We start from the raw sequence: 23,874 nt of genomic DNA, 5'->3' as shown, positions 1-23,874 counted from the left end.
AACCAAGGACCGAGCCGACCGTGAGCAGCCCCAGCGAAGAGCCCGCCTGGAAGCAACGCGCCGTCGAGCGCTCGATCCGGACCGCGAAATTGCGTGCCGAACAGCGAGTACAGCGCTTCCTCGACGCGGCGCAGGCCATCATCACCGAGAAGGGCACCACCGACTTCACCGTGCAGGAAGTGGTGGACCGCTCCAAACAATCGCTGCGCAGCTTCTACCTGCAGTTCGACGGTAAACACGAACTGCTGCTGGCCCTGTTCGAGGATGCGCTCAGCCGCACCGCGGACCAGCTGCGCGCTGCCGCCGACGGGCAGGACGATCCGATCGACCAGCTCCGGGTGACCATCGAGCTGCTGTTCGAACTGAGCCGCCCGGATCCGACCGCGCAGCGGCCGCTGTTCACCGATTTCGCGCCGCAGCTACTGGTTTCGCATCCCGCGCAGGTGAAGGTGGCGCACGCGCCGCTGCTGAGCCTGATCACAGAGTTGATGGAGAAGGCCCAGGCACAGGGCCGGTTGCGCAAGGATCTCAACGCGCGCCGGACCGCGGCGATGGTCATGCAGACGGTGATGTTCACCGCGCAGTCCACCGGCGGCACCGACGAGGAGACCACCCACCCCATCACCGCCGAAGAGGTGTGGAACTTCTGCGCCCACGGCTTTGCGCAAGACTGAGAATTTCATTCTCGTAATCGAGAAGGTCGCTTACACTCGGATCCATGCCCGATCTGTGGAGCGACCTTCTCGCTTGTCTCGACCTGCGTTCGGTTCCGGCCGAGGACGACCGCGATACCGCGGTGTTCTCCGGCCCCAACCAGAGCCTGGGGTACTACCGGATCTTCGGCGGCCAGCTGCTGGCGCAATTCGTGCGCGCCGCCCAGCTGGCCTGTCCGGACAAGTCCGTCAAATCGCTGCATGCGCTGTTTCCCCGCGAGGGTAAACCGGACCAGGCGCTGCGGTACCGGGTGCAGGTCCAGCATCAGGGACGGACCTTCGCCTCGGCGACGATACTGGCCGAGCAGGCATCGGGAATCGTTGCCACCGCGGCCATTTCCCTGCACGCCGCCGACGACGGGCCCGAGCAACAGGTGACCGCACCGATCGGCCCGCTGCTGTCGGCCGAGCACAAGGCCGGATTCGACATCATCCCGTGGGAGACCCGCACGAACGTCGACCTCGACGACACCGGTTCGGCCGCACCGGAATTCGAGTTCTGGATGCGCACACCGGCCGCGGACGCCGCGCTCGCACCGGCCTTGACCGGCTACGCCACCGACCTCACCCTGATCGGCACGGCACTGCGCCCGATCGAGGGGGTGTGCCAGCGCGGCAACGGCACCGCGTTCCGCTCCGCGGTCACCAGCCACACCCTCTGGTTCCATCGGCCGTTCCGCACCGACGACTGGCTGTTGCTGCGCCAGGACAGCCCGGTGATGGCACAGGGCCGCTGCTTCGGCCGCGGGGACGTCTTCACCGAGAACGGTTCGCTGGTCGCGTCTTTCGCCCAGGAAGCCATGGTGCGGTTCCCCTAGCCGAGCCCTTTCCCGGTCGGCCCATCCGGCATCGGGCCGGTTCTCCGCGTCGCGTAAGCCGATGGCCGGCTGTTTCCCGGCCGCCGCGAAGTGATAGAACCTGTTCTAGAACCCTCTTTCCGCTCGATGGGTTTCGAGCGCGGTGCGCGGAGGGGCGGAAGGAGTTCGTCCGGTGCAGGTCGCTGGCAAGGTATTCGTCGTCACCGGCGCGGGTAACGGCATCGGGCGCTGCGTCGCCCTCGAATTGGTGCGACGAGGAGCGATCGTCGCCGGCGCCGACCTCGACGAGCAGGCACTGGCCGCGACCGCGGACCTGGTCACCGACCGATCCCGGTTCTCGGCCCACCGCCTCGACATCGGAGATCGCGACGCGGTGCAGGCCTTCCCCGATGCGGTGATCGCCGCGCACGGCCATGTCGACGGCCTGTTCAACATCGCCGGAATCGCCCAGCAGATGCAGACCGTCGCCGAGGTCGACGACGACCGCATCGACACCTTGATGCGGGTGAACTTCTTCGGCTCCGTATGGATGTGCCGGGCATTCCTCCCGCACCTGTCGCAGCGCCCGGAGGCCACGATCATGAACACCTCGAGCCTCTCGGCGATCGTGCCCGTTCCGGGTTCGACGTTCTACGGGGCCTCCAAAGCCGCGCTCGCGATGTTCGGGTACGGATTGTCCCAGGATCTGCGCGGGCGGCGCTCCGCCGTCACGGTGACCACGGCTCTCCCGGGGACGGTGTGGACCGATCTCGTGCGCGCGAGCGCGGCGCAACTGGGAGCACCCGAACCCGTGGCCAGAGCATTCGCGGCACGTCCGGAACGGGTCGCGAAACGAATGATCGACGCGACGATGCGCGGGCGAGGCCGGGTGGTCATCGGTAAGGACGCCCACGTCTACAACCTCACCCGCCGGCTCAGTTCTCGGCTGGCGGACCGGCTCGCGTATCTGCAGGTCGGCAAGATCTTCTACGCTCGCCGCGGCGGACACTGAGCCGGCCGGGAACTACCTCACCACCGGATGGCCGGTGCCGGGACCGCGGGCGAACGCGGCACCAGCCGCTCCGCGGCCGTGTAGGCATCCAGGCTCCCGCGGGCGACTTCCTCGGCCAGCCGTGCCAGGTCGGGATGGGCTCGCACGCGGGTGTGCACCAGCGACAGGATCTGCGCCCGGGCGCGGGCGGCGCGGCGTTCGGGGTTGTCGCTGCGCTGGTGCGCGTCGATGGCCTCGGCCAGTTCGGCCACACCGGTGCCGTTCTCCGCGACAAGGGTCAGGATGGGGGCCGAGGATTCGCCGCGCAGTTCCCGCACCGTCCGGTCGGCGCCGGGCCGGTCGGCCTTGTTCACCACGAGGATGTCGGCGATCTCCAGCAGCCCCGCCTTGGCGGCTTGAATCGCGTCTCCCGCACCGGGATTCAGGATGACCACGGTCGGATCGGCGACCGCCGCGACCTCGATCTCCGATTGCCCGACCCCGACCGTCTCGACCACGATCCGGTCGTAGCCGAGATCGGCGAGCAGCCGGATCGCGGCCGGCACCACCGCGGCCAGGCCGCCGATATGCCCGCGGGTGGCCACCGAGCGGATCAGCACACCGGGGTCGCCGACATGGGCCGACATGCGGATGCGGTCTCCGAGCAGAGCGCCGCCGCTGTAGGGCGAGGACGGATCGACCGCGAGGACGGCGACCCTCGCACCCTGCGCCCGATACGTGCCGACCAGCGCCGCGACCGTGGTCGATTTTCCGGCGCCCGGCGGGCCGGTGACGCCCAGCACCCGAGGCGTGGCGACCGAGCCGAGCAGCGCGAGAACCTCGTCGCGGCTGCCGTTTTCGACCATGCTCAGCAACCGCCCGGTGGCTCGCAGGGAACCCTCCCGGGCGGCGGCGAGCAGCCGTTTGGCCTCACGCCCGGCGGTGGTCACGGAGCGGGCACCTCGATCACGGTCGCCGATCCCATACCACCCCCGGCGCACAGCGCCGCGATACCGAATCCGCCGCCGCGACGGCGCAATTCGTGGACCAGGGTGACGATCATGCGGGCGCCGGTGGCTGCCACGGGATGCCCCAGCGAGCAGCCGCTGCCGCTGTAGTTCACCCGCTCGGGATCCAGGTCCAGCGCCTTGACCGCGGCCAGCGGGACCGAGGCGAAGGCTTCGTTGATCTCGATCAGCTTCACCTCGGACAGTGAGATACCCGCCCGCGCAACCGCTTTGGTGATCGCCTCGATCGGCGCCAGGCCGGTGTCGGCGGGGTCCACGCCCACCGAGGCCCACGAACGGATGACACCCAGCGCGGGCAGGCCCAGCCGATCCGAGGCGATGGCCAGCGCGGCGGCGCCGTCGTTGGATCCCGAGGCGTTACCCGCGGTGATCGAGAACCCCTCGATCTCCGGATGCAGCACCTTCAATCCGGCGAGCCGCTCCAGGCTGGTGTCGCGGCGCGGATGTTCGTCGACGGAGAATTCGCCGTGCGGCGTCTCGATCGCGACGATCTCCTCCTTGAACCGGCCCTCGTCGATGGCGGCGATCGCGTTGCGATGCGAACGCAGGGCCCAGGCGTCCATCTCCTCGCGCGAGATTCCCGCCTTGACCGCGGTATTCCAGCCGACGGTGATCGACATATCCAGATTGGGCGCGTCCGGGCGGTCCGGATGCGACGGCGAGACCCACGGGTCGATCCATTCGTCCGCTCCGACCCGGAACCGCACCCGGGGCCCGGTGGAATCGGAATTCACACCACCGGCGAGGACGAGTTCGTCCATCCCCGAACGGATTCCGGCCGCCGCGCTCTGCACCGCGGCCATTCCCGCCGCGCAGTGCCGGTTGGCGGCCAGTCCCGGTACTGTGGTGAGCCCGGCCGTCACCGCCGCGTGGCGGGCCAGCACCCCGCCGCCGTAGCGGCCCTCGCCGAGGATGACGTCGTCCACCCGGCTCGGGTCGATATCGCGGGCGACCGCCGCGACCACATGGTGGGCGAGGTCGAAGGCGTTGGTGTCGCGCAGCGTGCCCTTGCGCGCGGTTCCGATGGGGGTCCGCACGGCGGAGACGATGACGGCTTCAGGCATGGGAGCTCTCCAATTCGGCGACGAGGTTGCGGCGCAACAGTTTTCCGGTTTCGGTCTTGGGCAGTTCGGCGCGGAACACGATCGCGTCGGGGGTTTTCGAGGACCGCATCCGCTCCCGCACCCACCGCTTGATCTCTTCGGGATCACCGGCGCCCACCACGACCGCGACCAGGCGCTGCCCCCATTCCGGATCGGGCACCCCGATCACCGCGGCCTCGCTGATCCCGGGATGGGTGAGCAGCACATCCTCGATTTCGGCCGGTGCGATGTTCTCCCCGCCGCGGATGATGGTGTCGTCGGCGCGGCCCTCAATGAACAGATAGCCGTCCTCGTCCAGCCTGCCCAGGTCACGGGTGCCGAACCAGCCGTCGGCATCCAGCGCGGTGCGCGCACCGTACTCTCCCGAGATCTGCTCGCCCCGCACGTACACGAGTCCGGTCTGCCCGATCGGCAGCGATTCCCCTGCGGCACTGCGAATGTCGAATTCGACGCCCGGCAGCGCCCGGCCGACGGAGCTCAGCCGCTCGCGGATCGCGGGATCGGTCGCGGCCTGTGCGGCGCGATGATCCTCCGGTCCGAGCACCGCCACCGAGGAAGCGGTTTCGGTGAGGCCGTAGGCATTGACGAAACCGGTCTCGGGGAACATCGCCAGCGCCCGTTCCAGCACCGGCCGCGGCATCCGTGAACCGCCGTAGGCCAGGCTCGCGAGCGTCGGCGTGGCCGCGTCGGCGCCGTCGACCGCGGTGACGATGCGGGCCAGCATGGTCGGCACCAGCATGGCGTGCGTGATCCGCTCGGCCCGAACGGTTTCCAGCCATCGTTGCGGTTCGAACGCCGGCAGGTACACCACACGGCGGCCGGTGTAGAGATTGGAGAGCAGATTGGTGAGTCCCGCGATGTGGTACGGCGGGACCGATACCAGCGATGCGTCGGATTCCGCGGCCGTGCCGAACTCCATCGTGTTCAGCAGGTAGGCCATCAGATGCCGGTGTCGCAGCAGCGCCGCCTTGGGTTCGGAGGTGGTGCCGCTGGTATAGATGATCGCGGCCACCGCCTCGCCGTCCCACGGGGCCGGCTGCGGTTCCTGATCGGGCTGTGCCGCATCGGTTTCCACCAGGGCGTCGAGATCCCCGGGGCGCAGCACCCGCGCACCCGGATGCCGCGCCAGCAGTGCCGAGAGCTGCTGTTCGCCGAGCCGATAGTTCAGCGGCACGAACGGCACCGCGGCCAGCACGGCGCCGAACAGCGCCACCGGATAGGCCAGGTGGTTTGTGCCCAGATACAGCACGGCCGAACTGTCGGCGAACTCCGCGGCCGCGCGGCGCGCCAGTCGCAGCAATTGCGACGCCGTGAGCGAACGGCCGTCGACGGTGATCACCGGCCGGTTTCCGGCCGAGGCCGCCATCTCGAGGATCATGCTAATGTTCATGAGAACATTATTCTCTCAGTAAGAGAGTGTTGATTTCAAGAGAGGGCAGCGTCATGGAGATCAGCGGTAGCGCCGCGATCGTGGTGGGCGGCACCGGGGGGCTGGGCGAAGCGACGGTGCGGCGGCTGCACGCCGCGGGAGCCAAGGTGGTGGTGGCCGATGTCGCCGACGACAAGGGCAAGGAGCTGGCCGCCGAACTCGGCATCCGCTATGTGCACACCGACGCCACCAGCGAGGAGTCGGTGCAGGCGGCGATCGCCGAGGCGCAATCGCTGGGCCCGCTGCGCATCTCGGTGGACGCGCACGGCGGGCCGGCCAGCGGTGGCCGCTTGGTCGGCAAGGACGGCAGCCCGCTCGCGCTCGACGGGTTCCGCACCACGATCGAGTTCTATCTCACCGCCGTATTCAATGTGCTGCGACTCTCGGCCGCGGCGATCGCCCAGTCCGAGCCGGGCGAGGAGGGCCGGCGCGGTGTCATCGTGAACACGGCGTCGATCGCCGCCTACGAGGGCCAGATCGGGCAGTTGCCGTACTCGGCGGCCAAAGGCGGGGTGGTCGGCATGACGCTGGTCGCCGCACGTGACCTGTCACCGCTGGGCATCCGCGTGGTCACCATCGCACCCGGCACGTTCAACACCCCCGCCTACGGTAAGGCCGCCGATCAGCTGGAAGCCTATTGGGGCAAACAGGTTCCGCATCCCAAGCGGATGGGCCGCTCCACGGAATACGCGCAACTGGTGCAGTCCATCGTGGAGAACGACTACCTCAACGGTGAGGTGATCCGCCTCGACGGCGCCCTGCGCTTCCCGCCCAAATGACCTCTCTGACAGGCAAAGTCGCGTTCGTAGCGGGTGCCAGCCGCGGTATCGGCGCCGCGATCGCGCACGGCCTGGCGGCGGCGGGGGCCGAGGTGGCCGTCGCCGCCCGCTCGCGGGAACCGGGGCGGTTGCCCGGAACCATCCACTCGGTGGCACAGCGGATCACCGAATCCGGCGGCCGGGCCCTGCCGGTGGCCTGCGATGTCACCAGCGCGGAATCCGTCGAGACAGCCTTGGTGGCAACGGTTTCCGAATTCGGCGGGGTCGACATCGTGGTGGCGAATGCCGGGGTACTGGCACTGAGCCCGATCGAATCGACCCCGGACGCCCGCTGGCAGCGCTGTCTGGACGTCAACCTCACCGGCGTCTTCCACGTCACCCGGGCGGCGATTCCGCTGCTGCGTGCTCGCGGCGGCGGTTCGATGATCGCCATCACGACCACCGGCGTCGGCATGCTCGACCGCGGCGCCAACGCCTATTGGATCACCAAGGCCGCCGTGGAGCGCATGTATCTGGGACTGGCGGCCGATCTGCGCGCGGACAATATCGCCGTCAACTGTCTGTGCCCGTCGCGGGTGGTTCTCACCGAGGGCTGGCGGGCCGGTGGCGGCGGACAGCGGATTCCGGCGGAGATGGTCGAACCGCCGGAAACCATGGCGGAGGCCGCGGTACTGCTCGCGCGGCAGGACGCGACCGGCATCACGGGATCGGTCCAACAGTCGGAAGTGCTGCTGGCGCAACGCTAGCCGTCGTCGACACAGCGCGGCGGCTCCGGCGGTCGTTACGACCGGGCGCGGCGCATGCCACCGATGACCGCGTCACCGAATTCGGCGAGAGTCTCCGGGTGCGCGAAATCGGTGAACCAGATGTAGAACCGTTCGACACCCTGCTCCGCGGCAGCGGCGAAGTGCGCGATCAGCTCCTCGGCATTTCCACACACCAAACCGCCTGCCAGATAACCGAATCGGCGCCGGCTCATCTCGCGCACCCGGTCGGCATCGGCGCGGCGTCCCACGAAACCCACCAGCTGCTGGGTCGATACGCGCGCCCGCCCGGCGCTCGACCGCAACCGTGGCAACCGGTCGAGCTGGTTGGCCGGCAGGTTCCACCAGTCCGCGTAACGACGCACCAGCGCCATCGTCGCGGGACCGGACCCGCCGATCACGATCGGAATCCGCGACGTGGGTGCGGGTGCCAGGCCGAGGTCCCCCTCACCCGACCAATACCGCGGCAGCAGTGCCAGCGTGCGTTCCAACCGGGCCCGGCGGGCCGGGCCGTTCTCGTGGCCGATGTCGAAGTCGGCCAGTTCCTTCGGCACCGACCCCGACCCGAGCCCCAGCTCGAACCGGCCACCGCTGGCCTCCTGCAACGCCACCGCTTGTTTCGCCAGCATCGCGGGATGGCGCAGCGCGTCGCAGAGCACCAGGTGGCCGATGCGCAACCGTTCGGTGCGCGCGGCCACCCAGGCGGCGACCGTCATCGCCTCCCACAGCGGCTGCTGTTCGGCGCCGGGCGCCCGCAGATGATCGATGAAGGCGATCCCGTCGAATCCGCCGGCCTCCGCCGCCCGGGCCCGCGCCACGATCTCGGCCATATCGAACCGGATCTGCGGCAGGAACAGATACCACTGCGCCCCGCCTGCCACTGCCCGGCCTGCCTCCACCCCACCTACCGCTGCCACGGCTACTTCTTCGCGCCGTTCTTCGGCGCCGACAATCGGGCCAGATTGGCGCGCAGATCCTCCGATTGGAAGGTCAGGTCCTCGGCGGTGAGCGCGAAGTCGAGAGTGGCCAGCACCGCGCGCTCGAGCTGCAGGTTCAGGATCCGCTTGGTGGATTCGACTGCCTGCCTGGGCAACCGGATGATCCGTTCGGCGCAGGCGCGTGCCTCGGCGACCGGATCGGCGACCACGTGATTGACCAAACCCATCTCCCGCGCCCGCTCGGCCGGGATCCGGTCACCGGTCAGCGCGTACTCCTTGGCCAGCAGCAGGCTGGTGTGCAGCGGCCAGGTCAGCGGGCCGCCGTCGGCGGCCACCAGTCCCACCTGCACGTGCGGATCGGCGAGATAGGCCTGTTCGGCGATGTAGACGATATCGCTGAGGGCGACCAGGCTGCAGCCCAAGCCGACCGCGGGCCCGTTCACGGCGGCCACGATCGGCACCCGGCACCGCGCCATCCCGAGCACGATATCGCGGCCGTGCGCAATGGTTTTCGCGCGCAACTCGGCATCGCGGCTCAATTCGCCGAGGTAGGCGAAGTCGCCGCCGGCGGAGAAGGCGCGCCCGGCGCCGGTGAGTACCGCGACGCGGGCCTCCCGATCCTCGCCGAGTCGCGGCCACAGCCGGGCCAGCCCGGTGTGCAGCGCGTCGTCGACGGCGTTGAGCGCGTCGGGGCGGTTCAAGGTGATGATGCGAATCGGGCCCTCGGCCCGGACGTCGACTTCGGCGGGCAGGTCGTACATGTCAGGCTCCCAATCCGAGTATGCGGGCGGCGATGATGTTCTTCTGAATCTGCGAGGTGCCGCCCATGACGCTCTGCGCGCGGCTGTAGAGGTAGGTGCCGAACATATCGGCGTCGTCGGTGCCGGCGACGGTCAGCGCGGCATGGCCGACGGCCTGGTCCACCCACGTCATGAGCAGTTTGTCGAGTGAGCCGTCGGGGCCGTGCGAGACGCCGTCCAGTTGTTCGGACAGCCGTCGCCGCACGTGCAGCCGCAACATCTCCGATTGCACCGCCGCCCAGGTCAATTCGTCGGGCAGCGGCCCGTCGACGCGGTCGGCCAGCGCGCGCACCGTCTTGGCGTAGCGGGCCGAATAGCCGAGAGTCGACGGCTCCCGCTCGTGACCGACGACGGTCATCGCCAGCTTCCAGCCCTCACCGGGCGCGCCCACCATTCGATCGGCCGGCACGGTGGCGCCGTCGAAACTCACCTGCCCGAATTCGGTGGTGATACCGCTGATCATGCGCAGCGGCCGCTGCTGCACACCCGGCTGCTTCATCGACACGATGAACGCCGAAATCCCCTTGTGCCGAGGCGCTTGCGGATCGGTGCGAGCCAGCAGCAGGCACCAGTCCGCGACATCGGAGTAGCTGGTCCAGATCTTGTGGCCGTGGATCACATAGTGGTCGCCTTCGAGGGTGGCGGTGGTGGTCAGGGCGGCGAGATCCGAACCGGCTCCCGGTTCGCTGAAGCCCTGGCACCAGCGTTCGGTGCCGTCGATCATGCCGGGCAGGAATCGCTGTTGCAGTTCCCTGCTGCCGTGGCGGCCCAGGCCCTGGATCAGATAGCCCAGACTCGGCCGCGGCGGGGCGCCCGCGCGGGCCAGTTCCTCGTCGACGATCACGTCGTAGACCGGCGCCAGATCGTGTCCGCCGAACTCCTTCGGCCACGACGATCCGAAGAAACCGGCCCGGTACAGGGCGCGATGCCACTCGCCCTGACGGGCCCAGTATTCGTCACCCGAGGTCGGGAAGTCGCCGGCGACCTCGGACAGCCAGCGCCGCAACCGATCCCGGAATTCGGCCTCGGCCGGTGAGTCACGAAAGTCCACGGGCGATCTCCTCCAGACGGACGGGAAACAGTTCGGTCGAGACCAGGGCGCGGCGAAGGTAGATGTGCGCCAGGCATTCCCAGGTGTTGCCGATGCCGCCGTGCACCTGGATGGCGGTTTCGCAGACGGTGCGCGCGGCGCGGGCACCGTAGATCTTGGCGATGCGGGCGGCGCGCACCGCCTCGTCGGGCGACAGTTCGTCCACTCCCCAGGCGGCGTAGCGCAGCACGCTGACCGATCCCTCGATCAAGGCCTGCGATTCGGCGAGCAGATGCGCCACGGCTTGGTAGGAGCCGATCGTCTTGCCGTACTGGGCACGGACTTTCGCGTAGTCGACGGCCAGCCGCTGCGCGCCCCGGGCGGCGCCCAGGAGGTCCGCGGTGGTGCCGACCAGGGCGAGGGCGAGCCATTGCGACGCCTGATCCGGCGACAGTTCCCCGATGTGCTCGAGCCGCCCGTCGAGCTCGGCCGCCGCCCTGGTCGGATCCGCCGACGGCGCGGCGGGACCCAGCCGGCCGGCCAGCACCTGACCGTCGGCGAGCACCACCGCCCGATTACATCCGGCGGCGTCGACGGCCCGTCCACGCACCCCCAGTGTCCAGCGACCCTCGTCCCCGGCGGGATGGCCGCGCAGATCGTCGGCCAGCACCGGACCCAGAAACGCCACGTCGACCAGTCCGCGCGCGAATTCCTCGGCCACCAGCGCCACTTCCACGCCCGACGCGCCGTCGGAGCGCAGGGCTCGCCATCCGGTCAGCTCGACGGTCTTGTCCAGCCGCGTGATCCGCTCCCGGTCGGCCAGTTCCGCTACCGAGCCGGGCCCCAGATCGTCGGCCAACTTGGCTGCGGCATCACGCAATTGGCGCTGTTCACTGGTCAGACGGACGTCCATAGCGCTCCTCGAGGACTCGGCGCAGCACCTTGCCGGACGGCAGGCGCGGAATGTCGGGGACGAACACCACCCGGCGCAGCCGCTTGTATCCGGCCAGGCGATCGGCGACCAGAGCGGACAACTCCTCCGCGGTCACCGGCGCGGCGGCCGACACCGCGGCGACGATCGCCTCGCCGTCGGCGCCGTCGGCCACACCGAAGACCGCGCAATCGGCGACGGCGGGATGCCCGTGCAGGACGGACTCGATCTCGGCGGGCGCGACCTGGAAGCCGCGGACCTTGATCATCTCCTTCACCCGATCGGTGATGCGGACCCAGCCGTCGGCGTCGATCCAGCCGACATCGCCGGTGCGGTACCAGCCGTCCACGACGGCCCCCGCGTCCGCGCCATCGGGCAGATAACCCGCCATCAGCGACGGCGACCGCGCCTGGATCTCCCCGATCTTCCCGGGCGGCAAAGGTTTTCCGTCCTCGAGCGACGCCGTTCGCAGGCATACCCCGGGCGCGGCGCGTCCCACCGTGTCCAGCCGGGCGCCTTCGATCGGATTACAGGCCAGCACCGGCAGTTCGGTGGCGCCGTAGGCGGGCAGCCAGCGCACGCCCGTGCGGCGGGTCACGGTTTCGGCCACGCTCACCGTCACCGGCGTCGCGCCCCACATGATGTAGCGCAGCGAGGACAGGTCGAACGATTCCAGTTGCGGATGCGAGGCGATGGCCAGCGCGATCGGCGCCACCGCCATCTCCACGGTGATGCGGTCGCGTTCGATGCTGCGCAGCATCGACTCCAGGTCGAAGCGGCGATGTAGCCGCATCCAGGCGCCCACCCGCAGCGCGGTGACGATGTTGAGCAGGCCGAGGATATGGGACGGCGGGGTCAGGATCTGGATCCGGTCGTCGCTGCCCAGCTCCAGCACCTGCTGCCAGTCCCGCACCGCGGCCGCGAACGAGGCGTGCGTGTGGCGCACCGCCTTGGGCAGGCCGGTGGTGCCGGAGCTGAACACCAGCACCGCATCCGATTCCGGATCCGGCGGGTCGAATTCCGCGCGGCTGGGCGTGATCGGGTCGTCGAGATCGAGCATGGGCATCAGTTCCGCCAGCACCGGATGGTCGCCGGCCGCGAATCCGGGTGTGGTGATCGCGAGCGCGTGCTCGACCTCGGCTCGCCGCCACGCCGGGCTCAGCAGGACCACCGCCGCGCCGAGCTTCCACGCCGCCAGCACCGCGAGCACGAATTCCGGGCGATTCGACGACATCACGGCGATCCGGCTGCGCGCGCGAACGCCGCGCGCGTGCAGGTTCTCGGCCAGTCCGCCGGCCAGCTCGTCGAGCTGCGACAGGCTGTAGTGCCGATCGTCGAACACGATCGCCGTCGGCTCGGTCATGAGAAAATCCCATCTCGTTCAGGAGAACGCTATTCTCCTTGTATAAGAATCTTAATACCAGGAGAGGCGTTCCATGGCGAGTCCCCCGATGTTCCGGCCCGCGACCGTGACCCGGATCGTGAAGGAGTGCGCCGATGCGCGGACTTTCGTGCTGGCCCCGCACGACGGCCCGCTCACCTATCGCGCCGGACAGTTCTGCACCTTCCGGGTCCGGGTCGACGGCACCGATCTGTATCGGTCCTATTCGATGTCCAGCGCACCGGAAACCGACTCCGAACTGATGACCACGGTCAAGCGGGTGCCGGGAGGCAAGGTCTCGAACTGGTTGCTGGACAACGTGTCCGAGGGTGACGTGATCGATATGGGCCGGCCCGCCGGCCGATTCTGCCTGCGCGACACCGAGGTTCCGCTCCTGGGCTTCACCGGCGGCAGCGGGATCACGCCGGTGCTCTCGCTGGCAAAGAGCGCCCTGGCGACCACCGAGCGCCGCGTGCGGCTGTTGTGCGCGGACCGCGACGCGGAATCGGTGATCTTCGGCGCGGCACTGCCCGAGCTGGCGGAGCGCTATCCGGGCCGGCTCCAGGTGATCCGGCATCTGGACAGTGCCGCCGGGCTGCTCGACCCGAGGGCGGTGCGCAACTTCGTCGGCGCGGACGGTCACGGCGACAGTTATGTGTGCGGACCGGAGAAATTCATGGAGATGGTGGAGGCGGCCCTGCCCGGCCCGGGGGTGATCTTCAGCGAACGGTTCGGCGCACCGGTCCCCGAACTCGCAGATTCGGCGACCGAGCCGGCACCCGCAACCACCTCCGATACCGCCACGCCCGCAACCGAATCCGGCGCTGGCGGTGGCACGATCACGATCTTCCTCAATCGCAAGAAGGCCACGGTGCCGCGCCACGCCGGCGAGACCCTGCTGGAAAGCGCCCGCCGCGCGGGCCTGACCCCGCCGTTCTCCTGCGAATCCGGCAACTGCGCCACCTGTATGGCCCGGCTCAGCGAGGGCAGCGCCACGATGCGGGTGAACGACGCCCTCGCCGACGACGAGGTCGAGGACGGCTACGTCCTCACCTGCCAAGCGGTGCCGGACACCGAGTCGGTGACGGTGCATTACGAATGAGCGGAGTCCGCGGGCGGTCGTCCCCGGTCGGCCGCCTCGGTTCCCGCCGGGATGTGGCCGTATCGGTGTGAGCAGCGCCGAGGCCGACGCTGGTCGGCGCCTATCGACTCAACGCACCGGCTCCTGGTTGTCGTGTTCACCCAGCCGGGGGGGCGGGCCGTATTCCGGTGTGTAGCCGTCGATTCGGATGGGAGATGCCACCAAACGGTACGTCCCCGCGACGGCCACGGCGTCGGGCGTGGCGTCGAGCGCTTCGGGCAATGTGCGGACCGCGGCGGCGGGAATGCCCAGGGGGCGCAGCCGCGCCTCCCAGCCCCGGGCGTCGTCGCGGGCCAGTGCGGCGGTCACCGCGGCGAGCACCTCGGCTCGCCGGCCCACGCGTTCGGCCATGGTGTCGAAGCCCGTCACCCCGGCCTCGGCGGCGAAGGCCTTCCAGAAGCGGTCGTGCGTGACGAACAACGCCAGGTAACCGTTCGCGGTCGGAAACAGCTGTGCCGGAACGTAATACGAATGCGCGCCGAACGGGCGCCGCTGCGGATGTTTGCCCTCGTTGAGATACGCCGCCGCGTGATAGTTCAATTGCGACAACATCACATCACGCAGCGAGACGTCCACCTGACCACCGCGGCCGGACACGATCTGCGCGAGCAGACCCAGCGCCGCGGTCAGGCCGGTGGAGTTGTCGGCGGAGGAATAGCCGGGCAGGGTCGGCGGTCCGGCCGGATCGCCGGTGAGGGCGGCAACCCCCGTGGCGGCCTGCACGATGTAGTCGAAGGCCGGATCGTCGCCGCCGTAGAGACCGAATCCGGTGATCGCGACGCAGACGATCGCCGGGTTGAATTCCCGCAGCGAGGCGTACGTCAGGCCGAGCCGGTGAATCGCCGAGGGTTTCAAATTCACCAGCAGCGCATGCGAATGCGCGACGAGCTCACCCAGGCGTGCCCGGCCGGCCGCACTGCCTGGGTCGAGACGAATGCTGCGCTTGCCGCGGTTCAGGCTCGCGAAATAGCTGTCGCCGACCTGCCGGGAGATGTCGCCGCCGGCCGGTTCCAGCTTGGTGACCTCGGCCCCCAGATCCGCCAGCATCATCGTCGCGTACGGACCGGCGAGCATGGTGCCGACCTCGAGAATGCGAATCCCCGCCAGCGGACCGGCACTGGTGCGCTCCGCCAACGCTCCGGTTCGCCGGTCCGGACCCGTACCGGACGCCGCAGAGGCGTCGGTGCTCATCGTAATTCCCGCGCGATACCGGCGATCATCTCGCGGGTGCGGCGCTTGGAGGCGATCAGTTCGTCGCGAGTGTCACCGATCGGCAGCAGCCGGATCGAGACATCGGTCGCACCCGCCTCGGCGAAACGGCGCAATCCGGCCGCGATGGCGGCCTCGTCACCGGCCACGCAGATGTCGCCGACGTCGCGAGCATCGCCCTGTTCGAGCAGGCGCTGATAATTGGGCGAGATTTCCGCCTCGCCGAGAATGCGATTGGCACGCGCCTTCGCCTCCTCCACCTCCGAATCCCGGCACAGGCAGACCGGAAGTCCCGCCACGATGCGCGGCGGTGTCCGGCCCGCGTCGGCGGCGGCCTTGGTGATCTTGGGCGTCACATGATCGGCGATCGCGCGCTCGTCGGCCATCCACAGAATGGTCCCGTCGGCCCGCTCCCCCGCGATGCGCAACATCACCGGCCCGAGCGCGGCCACCAGCACCGGCACCGGGGCGACCGGACCCAGATCGAGCGGATTGTGCACGGAGAACGTGTCGTTCTCGACGTCGACGGTCCCCGGGCCGGTCAGTCCCGCCGCCAGCACATCCAGGTAGTCACGGGTGTAGGCCGCCGGGCGCTCGTACGGCAAGCCGAGCATGTCGCGCACGATCCAGTGATGCGAGGGGCCCACCCCCAGCGCCAATCGCCCACTCGCGGCGGCCTGCGCCGAGAGCGCCTGGCGTGCCAGGGCGATCGGATGCTGCGCCTGCAACGGCACCACGGCGGTCCCCAATTCGATGCGGCGAGTCCGCAATCCCATCGCCGCGACCGTGATCAGCGCGTCGAAATCGCTGGGAATCTGCGGAATCCACGCGGTGTCGAGCCCGGCCTCCTCGGCCCAGGCGATGTCGTCGAGCATCCGGCTCAGCTTGCGCGCGGAATCCCCCTTCTCCGGTCCGATCATCACTCCGACACGCACGAAGACCTCCAACCCGCCGCTACGCCGGGCGACCGCGTCACCCACTGATGAATACGGTACTTGCGAAAAAGGAGAATGCCAATACCGCTAGCGCGGTCATACGTTATCGAACCGGTGGCGCAGCGTCGAGCGGCGCCTTCGCAACCGCTGCGCAAACCCTCCCGCCTCCGCGCGCCCGACCGGGCGGCCATCCGACTCGGGATGCGCTGAAAGCCGTTGCCACGAACGGGGATCGAATGTCCGATTCGCGAACGGTGACCTACCCACCGGCAACTCACCGGCCGGGGTCGTCGGCGACCTCGGGACGCGACCTCGCCTCGCCCGCCGATTCCTGAGTGCAGACTGAGAACAAGAGACGAAATCGCGGATAACAGAAGCGTCACGCTAGCATCGGCGACCGTGGTCGACACGATGGTGAGGGCGGACGGTGCGCCTACTGCAGGCGCGACACCCAGGACCTCGGGTAGACAGCGCGGCGACTGGGCCGGACCGATCGCCTTCCTCGCCGGGCTGCTGGGCGCGCTGTGCGCCCTCGCGGTGCCGTTGCTGCCGGTGAAGGTGGACCACACCACCCTGTCGTGGCCGCAGGCCGATTCGGCCCGCAGTGTCGACGCCCCACTGGTCACCTACGCACCGCTGACCTTCGATGCCACGATCCCCGGCCGGTCGATGGCGCAACTGAGCGCACACGGCGGCGTGCTGGCATCGACGCTGCCCGCCGGTGCGCCGCAACTGGAGAAATACGGGTTCGTCGCGCGGGTGCGACCGGTGCAGGACGGAAAGCCCGCGCAACTCGAGGTCGTGTTGCGCAATCAATCGCTGCTGAACGTGCCGATCGATGCGGTCGCCGACGGCACCTTGACCGTGCACGCCGATATGTCGTCGACCAAGGTCGGTGTCACCGGAACCGATATCGAAGGCGCCACCTTGCCGCCGGGTGACTGGCGGCCACAGGTGGTCGGCATCTTCAGCGATCTCCCCACGGCGGACGGCGCCAAGGTCGTCGTGCAGGTCGACAGCCGGTTCTCGGTGACGCCGACCTTTCTCAAGCGCGCGGCCGAAGTACTGGCTGTCGTCTTCACACTGGTAGCGCTGCTCGCGCTGTACCGGCTGGACCGCACCGACGGCCGGCGTGTGCGGCGGCTGTTACCACAGCGGTGGTGGAGGTTCACCGGCGTGGACGTCGTCGTCTTCGCCACGCTGCTGCTGTGGCATTTCATCGGGGCCACCACCTCCGACGACGGCTACCAGTTCGGGATGGCACGCACCTCGCTGGCGTCCGGTTACATGGCCAACTACTTCCGGTTCTTCGGCGTCCCGGAGAATCCGGTCGGCACGCCGCCGTACGACATCATCGCGCACATGTCGGAGATCAGCGTCGCGAGCCCGTGGATGCGACTGCCGACGCTGCTGGCCGCCGTGGTCACCTGGCTGGCGCTGAGCCGTGAGGTGATCCCGCGGCTCGGTGTGGCGGTGCGCCACGACAAGGTGGCGGTGTGGACGGGCGCGCTGGCCTTCCTGGCCGTGTGGCTGCCCTACAACAACGGGCTGCGGCCCGAGCCGGTGGTCGCCGTCTGCGTGCTGCTCACCTGGTGCCTGGTGGAGCGCGCCATCGCGACGCACCGGCTACTGCCGTATGCCCTCGCGATCCTGGTCGCCGCGTTCAGTTTCACCGCCGCGCCCTCGGGCATCATCTGCCTGGCGCCGCTGCTCGCGGGCCTGCGTTCGGCCGTGGGATTCGGTGTCCCGAGAGCACGCGAACTCGCCGGTGCGCAGGACGGAAACACGGTGCCGACCGGCGCGTGGATCCGGGCGTACGGGGCGCTGCTGGCACCGCTGGCCGCGGCCGGAATGCTGGTGCTGGCCTTCGCCTTCGCCGTCGAACCGCTCTCGGCGATGTTCGAGATGCAGCGCGTGCACAACATCGTCGGCCCCTCGGACCCCTGGTACAACGACTACCTGAACTATCAGTGGCTGTTCATGCCGTCGGCCGACGGCTCCATCGCCCGTCGCTTCGGCATGGTCGCGATGTGGCTGAGCCTGCTGGTCTGCGTCTTCGTCCTGCTGCGCAAGGGCGGGCGCATTCCGTTCACCGCCCCGGGGCCGGCGCGGCGGCTGCTCGGCGTGACATTCGGGGCCATGGTGCTGATGGCGACCTGCCCGACGAAATTCACCCACCACAACGGTGTCTACGCCGGCCTGGCCGGAGCGGTCGCGGTACTGACCGCGGTCGCGGTGGGGCCCCGCGTGATGCGCTCGCCGCGCAATCGCGCCCTGTTCGCGGCGGTGGTGGCGCTGGCGATGGCGCAGATCTTCACCAGTGTCAACCAGTGGTGGTGGGTCTCGAGTTTCGGTGTCCCGTGGTGGAACGAGCCACCTGCGGTGCTCGGCGTCGGGTTCAGCCGGATATTCCTGATCATCGCCGCGCTGTGCCTGCTGCTGGCGATCTGGTGGCATGTGCGGGCGCCGAAACCCGGCACACCGCATCGGGTTTCCCCGCGCGCCTGGCGCCTGGCGAAGTTCCCGCCGTTGATGGCGGCCGCGGCGATCCTGGTGGTGTTCGAGGTGTTCTCGTTCACCGCGGGCGCGGTGACGCAATATCCGGGATTCTCGCTGGCTTCCTCGAATATCCATGCGGTAGTGGGCAATCCGTGCGGGCTGGCGAACAAGGTCCTGGTCGAAACCGACCCCAACGCCTCGCTGATGCAGCCGCTCGTCGGCGACCAGTTCTCCACCTTCTCCAACGGCGCTCGCGGATTCGTGCCGAACGGCGTCGGTGACGTGATGTCACCCGACGAGAAGGAGGAGACCAGCAGTATCGCCAAATCGTTCGGCGACAAACCCGGCACCGGCGAGTCGGCCACCCAGACCGGCGGTGCTCCACTGCCTTACGGTCTCGACGCGGCGACCACACCGGAACTCGGCACCTACGGCGAGGAGGAGCCCGCCGATCTCGTCACCGGCTGGTACCGCCTGCCCGCGCAGCACGATCGCAGCGATATCGTCTCGATCGCGGCGGCGGGGCGCATCCAGGCGGTGGGTCCGAACAACGGATACGTCGGCGGTGAACCGGTGGAGATCGAATACGGCAGCACCGACTCCGCGACGAGCGCACACGCACTCGGACGGGTGACCCCGATCGACATCGGCCCGGCGCCGTCGTGGCGGAACCTGCGGGTTCCCCTGGATCGAATTCCCGCCGCGGCCAACGTGATCCGCATCGTGGCCAAGGATCACAACCTCGATCCGCAGCGCTGGGTGGCGCTGACTCCCCCGCGCATCCCGAAGACCCACACCCTGAACGATCTGGTCGGCTCGAAGCAGCCGGTTCTACTGGACTGGGCCGTGGGCCTGCAGTTCCCCTGCCAGCGCCCCTTCGACCACAAGGACGGCATCGCCCAGGTACCGAACTGGCGCATCCTGCCCAACCGCCTGGGCGCCGCCGACACCACGATGTGGGAAAGCCACGCCGGCGGCGGACCCTTGGGCTGGAGTCAGCAACTGCTGCGCTCGCAAACCCTGGCCACCTACCTCGCCTACGACTGGGACCAGGATTGGGGCGAACTGCAACGCCTCAGCAAGATCGATCCCTCGGCCGTCCCGGCGACCCCGGCGGTCACCCAGGAGACCCACGGCGGTATGTGGTCACCCGGGCATATCTACACCTGGTGACCGATTCCGCGGAGCCCGCCCGCGATCGGACTTCGCGCGTATCGCACAGCGCGCCCGCAGCCGGACGACAATGGTCTCCATGACCGCGAGTGTCGAACTGCGGGTGTACGCCGAGCTGAACGACTTCGTGCCCCCGGCCGCACGGTACGCGGCGCAGCCGCGGCCGATCCGTCCGCATCAGACCGTGAAAGATATCGTCGAGGCCGCGGGCATCCCGCATACCGAGGTCGACCTCATGCTGGTGAACGGCGAATCCGTCGACTTCGGTCATCATCCGCGGCCGGGCGATCGACTCGCCGCCTACCCGGTCTTCGAGACCCTCGACATCGGGCCGGCGACACGGGTCCGTCCCCGCCCGCTGCGCGATCCGCGCTTCATCGTGGACGTCAATCTCGGTGGGCTCGCCCGGCTCATGCGGTTGATGGGCCTCGACGCCCGGAGCCCGTCGGACACCGACGATGCCGCCCTGGCAACGGCCGCCGCGGAACAACACCGGATCATCCTCACCCGCGACCGCGGGCTCCTGAAGCGACGCAACGTGACCCACGGAGTATTCGTGCGTTCGAATCGGCCCGTCGATCAGCTCGTCGAGGTAATCCGCCGGCTCGATCTGACCGATCGGCTGAGGCCGTTCAGCCGCTGCCTGCCCTGCGGGGGCCTGCTGACCGACGTGGCTGAACAGGATGTCGCCGACCGGCTCGAGCCACTCACCCGCAAGTACTACGACACCTTCAGACAATGCCGGGAATGCCGCCGGATCTATTGGGAGGGTTCGCACCAGCGGCGGCTCGACGACCTCGTCACCAGAATTCGAGCCGCGGTCGGACCGGATCGATAGGGGCAACCACACCGCCCCGGCGTAGACACGACGCAATTCCTCCACCGGGACGGAAGCAGGCTTCTACAGCACCGGTGCCGCCGGTGCCGGGCACACTCTCACGCTAGATGCAGAAGCTGACGCTCGCCGATCCGACCGGAAGGTTGAGGCAAACGGAGAGCCACTGAATCTGCGTCGCCTGGGCTGTGTCGCTGGTCCCCGGCGTACCGGCCGCCGGGGCGGCGGCCGAAGCGATCGCGGGGGCGGCGACCCCCAGGGTCAACGTAGTGACAGCCGTCGCGACGGCAAGACCAATCCTTCGAGACATCACAGTTCTTTCGCAGGAGTCGGGACTATCACCCGCCTATTCTCCGCCCGGCGCCGCATCGATCACAAGTGACCGTCGGTACTCGACATGCCGAGGAATGCTCCCTGCCGGGCCGTCATCGGGCGGGGCCGGGTTAGATTGCCGGGCGAGAGCTGTAGTGAGGTGACTCGTGGGTGATCCCCCGGATACGGATGATTCGAGCGGTGCGCGGTTGCGGCTGCGGGTACTGGGCGGGTTGGCGGCCACCGTCGGCGGCCGGCCGGTCGATCTCGGGGGCTTGCGGCAGCGGACACTGCTGGCGGCGTTGATCGCCGCGTTCCCGCACGAGGTGTCCGCCGACCGACTGCTCGAGCAGGTGTGGCACGACGCCAGGGACCCCTCGGTGAACTCGCTGCATTTCGGCATCTCGACGCTGCGTAACCGGCTCGAGCCCGACCGCCGCCGCGGCGGCGGGAGCGTGATCGCCCGCTGCGGCACCCGCTACCTGCTGGATCTGCCCGCGGACCGGATCGACGCGCATCGATTCGCACAGCACGTCACTGACGCCGAATCCGCTTGTGCCACAGGTGATCTCGATGCCGGTCTCAGGTCGTACGAGGCGGCGCTGGCGGATTGGCGGGGTGCGCCCTACGCGGACGTGGCCGATGTGGAATTCGTGCGCCCCGAGATCGTCAGACTGACCACGCTGGAACTGCGCGCCCGCAAGGCACTCGTGCAGTTGCGACTCGACACCGGTCGCGCCGATGCCGCGCTGGCCGACGCCGAGGACCTGGTGTCGGCGCACCCCCTCGACGAGCGGGTATGGGAGTTGCTGGCGCTGGCCCGTTACCGGGCCGGGCGGCAGTCCGAGGCCCTTGCCGCCCTGCGGGACATCCGCCGCCTGCTCGACAGCGAGCTCGGCATCGAGCCCGGTGTGCGGCTGCGGGAACTGGAGACTGCGATCCTGCGTCACGACGAGGATCTGCTCTCCGGCTCCGCGAGACGCACGACGGCCGCCCAAGGCTCGGTCGCGTCGGCTCCACAGATGCCGGTACCGCGCACCCAATTGATCGGCCGCAGCGGCGAACTCGACGACATCGGACGAGCCGTGCGCACCCACCGGCTGGTGACGCTCGTCGGCACCGGCGGCGTGGGCAAGACCCGGCTGGCCCTCGAAACCTGCCGGCGACTGCCCGCGGGCGACGGGCCGTGGTGGGTCGACCTGGCACCGGTCGAATCCGACGAACTGGTCGCCGCCACCGTGGCCGCGGCTGTCCAGGTTCGCGGTGCGGCAACGCCGGATCGGCTCGCGAACGTCCTCGCCGACCGGGAATGCACGCTGTTGCTGGACAATTGCGAACATCTGCTCGACGGGGTCGCCGCCGTCGTGAGCGTCCTGTTGAGCCGATGCCCGCGCATCCGAATCCTGGCCACCAGCCGGGAGGCGCTGGCCGTCGACGGCGAACGCGTCGTCGAGGTCCTGCCGCTGGACGAGGCCGACGCCGTCGAACTGTTCGCCACGCGGGCGGCGGGTGTGGTCGACGGCTGGACGCTCGACGAGCGGGTGCGCGAACCGGTGCGGCAGATCTGCGCCGATCTCGACGGCATTCCGCTCGCGGTGGAACTGGCCGCCGCGCAACTGCGGGTCTTGTCCGAACAACAGATCGCCGACGGACTGGCCGACCGGTTCACCCTGCTGGCGGGCGGCGCGCGCACCGCGCCGGCCCGCCAGCGCCGGCTGGCCGACACCATCGACTGGAGCTATCGCATGCTCGGCCCGGCAGAAGCCCGGCTGCTGCGTGAGATCGCCGTCTTCGCCGGCAGTTTCGACATCGACGCCGCAGCCGCCGTGCACGGCGCGCCCTCGTCGCTGGCGGTTCTCGAAACGCTGACGGGTCTGGTCCGTCGATCGCTGCTGCGAGTGCAGCCGGCGTCCTCGCCGCGCCGGTACCGAATGTTGCAGTCCATCCGCGAATTCGCTCTCGCCCGTTGCGAAGCCGACGAGCTGGTTCGGGTGCGGGCGGCGCATCGACGCTGCGTCCTGGAGCGATCGCAGCTGGCGGCCACCCACCTGCGCGACGCGCGGTCGGCACAGATGCTGGAGGCGCTCGCCGCCGATGTCGCCGAGCACCGCAGCGCGATCGCCTCGGCATTCGCGGACGGCGACCCGGGCTACGTCTTGCGGCTGGCGGCAACGCTCTACTGGTTCTGGTACCGGCGCGGCTTCATCGAGGAGGGCATCGAGGCGATCACGGGCGCGCTCTCCGCGTGTGAGCGTTGCGGGCACGAGGCCGACGGGGCGACACTGGCGGCCGCTCTGGCAGGTCTCGGCGGACTGTACTACCTGTCGGGCGATCCGGTCCGGGGCGCGGAATCGACCGAGCGAGCCGCCCGGGTGGCGACGGATGCGGGCGACCAGGCCACCGCCGCGTGGATGCGGACGTGGACCACCTACATGCACGCCGTGGTCACGGCGACGCCCGCGACGGCGGCCGCCGCCCGTGCCGCCGTCGCCGAGGTGAGTGCGGCCGGCCACCCGTGGCAGCTGGCCGAGGCGCTCATGATCGAGGGCATGATCCTGCGATTCGTGAACCGCCTCGACGCGGCACGGGACGCGCTGCGGGAGGCGGTATCGGTCGCGGAGCGATGCGGCCACCGCTGGCCGGTCGCCTCCGCGTCGTGGACGCTGGCTCGATGCGCGATGGACACCGGCGATCCGACCGATGCTCGCACGGCGTTGCGCACCATGCAGACGGCGCTGGAATCGGACGGCGACGTCACCTCGTGGCTGGTGATGGTCCATCTGGCCGCCGCGATCGCCGCGCGCAGCGGCCGTGCCGACGACGGTGCCCGCCTGCTGGGCGCCGTGCGCGCACTCGGCGGTCGGATCGGATTCCTTCCGGAGGCGATGGATCCGATGGATGCTCCGCGCGAGGCCGCCGCGGTGCGGGCGTCGCTGTCCGAGCGGGATTTCGACGCGGGTCTGGCGGCCGGCGCGGCCATGACACGGACCGAGGTGAACGCGCTGGTGAGCGCGGTGGGCGCCGAGCCGACGAGGACGCTGAGCGGGAGCTAAGTTCGCGCTAAGCGGGGCGCGGTGTGCTGAAGA

Annotated in this window: 19 protein-coding genes; 9 read left to right on the top strand and 10 right to left on the bottom strand. The window is 69.4% G+C overall.

What is annotated here, in order from left to right; translation table 11 throughout:
- Window positions 1-20 precede the first annotated feature (20 nt).
- The 3 genes from NN2_RS07950 to NN2_RS07940 all read left to right on the top strand — a co-directional run bounded on the left by NN2_RS07950 (window position 21) and on the right by NN2_RS07940 (window position 2,522).
- Window positions 21-674, top strand: coding sequence for a TetR/AcrR family transcriptional regulator (locus NN2_RS07950; RefSeq protein ID WP_063011759.1), 654 nt, complete (start codon window positions 21-23; stop codon window positions 672-674).
- A 44-nt stretch (window positions 675-718) separates the two neighbouring features.
- Window positions 719-1,531, top strand: coding sequence for an acyl-CoA thioesterase (locus tag NN2_RS07945; protein ID WP_063011757.1), 813 nt, complete (start codon window positions 719-721; stop codon window positions 1,529-1,531).
- Window positions 1,532-1,703: 172 nt separating this feature from the next.
- Entirely contained in the window at window positions 1,704-2,522 is an 819-nt protein-coding gene (locus NN2_RS07940; RefSeq protein ID WP_063011755.1) for an SDR family NAD(P)-dependent oxidoreductase, read from the top strand.
- A gap of 17 nt (window positions 2,523-2,539) precedes the next feature.
- Here the strand turns inward: NN2_RS07940 and NN2_RS07935 are convergent, their stop codons facing one another.
- From NN2_RS07935 to NN2_RS07925, 3 genes are read right to left on the bottom strand one after another with little or no spacing between them, the layout of a single operon-like run.
- A complete protein-coding gene (locus tag NN2_RS07935; protein ID WP_063011753.1) occupies window positions 2,540-3,451 on the bottom strand; it encodes an ArgK/MeaB family GTPase in 912 nt (303 codons plus the stop codon).
- Window positions 3,448-4,593, bottom strand: coding sequence for a thiolase family protein (locus NN2_RS07930; protein WP_063011751.1), 1,146 nt, complete (start codon window positions 4,591-4,593; stop codon window positions 3,448-3,450). Before NN2_RS07930 ends, NN2_RS07935 begins: the two co-directional genes overlap by 4 nt.
- A complete protein-coding gene (locus tag NN2_RS07925; protein WP_063011749.1) occupies window positions 4,586-6,022 on the bottom strand; it encodes a class I adenylate-forming enzyme family protein in 1,437 nt (478 codons plus the stop codon). The genes NN2_RS07930 and NN2_RS07925 overlap by 8 nt, the downstream gene beginning before the upstream one ends.
- Window positions 6,023-6,075: 53 nt before the next feature.
- Here NN2_RS07925 and NN2_RS07920 point away from each other — a divergent pair, with 53 nt between their 5' ends.
- Together NN2_RS07920 and NN2_RS07915 are read left to right on the top strand one after the other, a co-directional pair.
- Window positions 6,076-6,840 carry an SDR family NAD(P)-dependent oxidoreductase gene (locus NN2_RS07920; protein ID WP_063011747.1) on the top strand — a complete coding sequence of 255 codons (765 nt, stop codon included), beginning with the start codon at window positions 6,076-6,078 and terminating at the stop codon, window positions 6,838-6,840.
- Entirely contained in the window at window positions 6,837-7,586 is a 750-nt protein-coding gene (locus NN2_RS07915; RefSeq protein ID WP_063011745.1) for an SDR family NAD(P)-dependent oxidoreductase, read from the top strand. Before NN2_RS07920 ends, NN2_RS07915 begins: the two co-directional genes overlap by 4 nt.
- Before the next feature lie 35 nt (window positions 7,587-7,621).
- Here NN2_RS07915 and NN2_RS07910 read toward each other — a convergent pair whose 3' ends face one another.
- The 5 genes from NN2_RS07910 to NN2_RS07890 all read right to left on the bottom strand — a co-directional run bounded on the left by NN2_RS07910 (window position 7,622) and on the right by NN2_RS07890 (window position 12,666).
- Complete coding sequence (locus NN2_RS07910) at window positions 7,622-8,434, bottom strand: LLM class flavin-dependent oxidoreductase (protein WP_063011821.1); 813 nt, start codon at window positions 8,432-8,434, stop codon at window positions 7,622-7,624.
- 89 nt (window positions 8,435-8,523) lie between these two features.
- Complete coding sequence (locus tag NN2_RS07905) at window positions 8,524-9,303, bottom strand: enoyl-CoA hydratase/isomerase family protein (RefSeq protein WP_063011743.1); 780 nt, start codon at window positions 9,301-9,303, stop codon at window positions 8,524-8,526.
- A 1-nt stretch (window position 9,304) separates the two neighbouring features.
- On the bottom strand, window positions 9,305-10,393 hold the full coding sequence (locus NN2_RS07900; RefSeq protein ID WP_063011741.1) for an acyl-CoA dehydrogenase family protein: 1,089 nt from the start codon (window positions 10,391-10,393) through the stop codon (window positions 9,305-9,307).
- On the bottom strand, window positions 10,380-11,285 hold the full coding sequence (locus NN2_RS07895) for an acyl-CoA dehydrogenase family protein (protein ID WP_063011819.1): 906 nt from the start codon (window positions 11,283-11,285) through the stop codon (window positions 10,380-10,382). The genes NN2_RS07900 and NN2_RS07895 overlap by 14 nt, the downstream gene beginning before the upstream one ends.
- Complete coding sequence (locus tag NN2_RS07890) at window positions 11,263-12,666, bottom strand: class I adenylate-forming enzyme family protein (protein ID WP_063011739.1); 1,404 nt, start codon at window positions 12,664-12,666, stop codon at window positions 11,263-11,265. Before NN2_RS07890 ends, NN2_RS07895 begins: the two co-directional genes overlap by 23 nt.
- A gap of 73 nt (window positions 12,667-12,739) precedes the next feature.
- On the opposite strand from NN2_RS07890, the gene NN2_RS07885 reads away from it, so the two are divergent.
- Window positions 12,740-13,786, top strand: a complete 1,047-nt coding sequence (locus NN2_RS07885; RefSeq protein WP_063011738.1) for a ferredoxin--NADP reductase — start codon at window positions 12,740-12,742, stop codon at window positions 13,784-13,786.
- Window positions 13,787-13,894: 108 nt separating this feature from the next.
- Here NN2_RS07885 and NN2_RS07880 read toward each other — a convergent pair whose 3' ends face one another.
- Window positions 13,895-15,016 (bottom strand): CaiB/BaiF CoA transferase family protein, encoded by a 1,122-nt coding sequence (locus NN2_RS07880; protein ID WP_082856807.1) that lies wholly within the window; start codon window positions 15,014-15,016, stop codon window positions 13,895-13,897.
- Complete coding sequence (locus tag NN2_RS07875; RefSeq protein ID WP_063011815.1) at window positions 15,013-15,969, bottom strand: TIGR03564 family F420-dependent LLM class oxidoreductase; 957 nt, start codon at window positions 15,967-15,969, stop codon at window positions 15,013-15,015. The genes NN2_RS07880 and NN2_RS07875 overlap by 4 nt, the downstream gene beginning before the upstream one ends.
- 399 nt (window positions 15,970-16,368) lie before the next feature.
- Here NN2_RS07875 and NN2_RS07870 point away from each other — a divergent pair, with 399 nt between their 5' ends.
- The 3 genes from NN2_RS07870 (at window position 16,369) to NN2_RS07855 (ending at window position 23,841) form a co-directional block, all read left to right on the top strand.
- Complete coding sequence (locus NN2_RS07870) at window positions 16,369-19,641, top strand: arabinosyltransferase domain-containing protein (RefSeq protein WP_063011736.1); 3,273 nt, start codon at window positions 16,369-16,371, stop codon at window positions 19,639-19,641.
- Window positions 19,642-19,720: 79 nt separating this feature from the next.
- Window positions 19,721-20,479 carry a Mut7-C RNAse domain-containing protein gene (locus NN2_RS07865; RefSeq protein ID WP_063011813.1) on the top strand — a complete coding sequence of 253 codons (759 nt, stop codon included), beginning with the start codon at window positions 19,721-19,723 and terminating at the stop codon, window positions 20,477-20,479.
- Between the two features lie 476 nt (window positions 20,480-20,955).
- Window positions 20,956-23,841, top strand: a complete 2,886-nt coding sequence (locus NN2_RS07855; protein WP_245658594.1) for an AfsR/SARP family transcriptional regulator — start codon at window positions 20,956-20,958, stop codon at window positions 23,839-23,841.
- Window positions 23,842-23,874 lie beyond the last annotated feature (33 nt).

It is taken from the genome of Nocardia nova NBRC 15556, assembly GCF_001613005.1.
Taxonomy (GTDB): domain Bacteria; phylum Actinomycetota; class Actinomycetes; order Mycobacteriales; family Mycobacteriaceae; genus Nocardia; species Nocardia nova.
The sequence above is the reverse complement of the archived record's forward strand: the minus strand, read 5'-3'. Positions and strand labels throughout refer to the sequence as shown.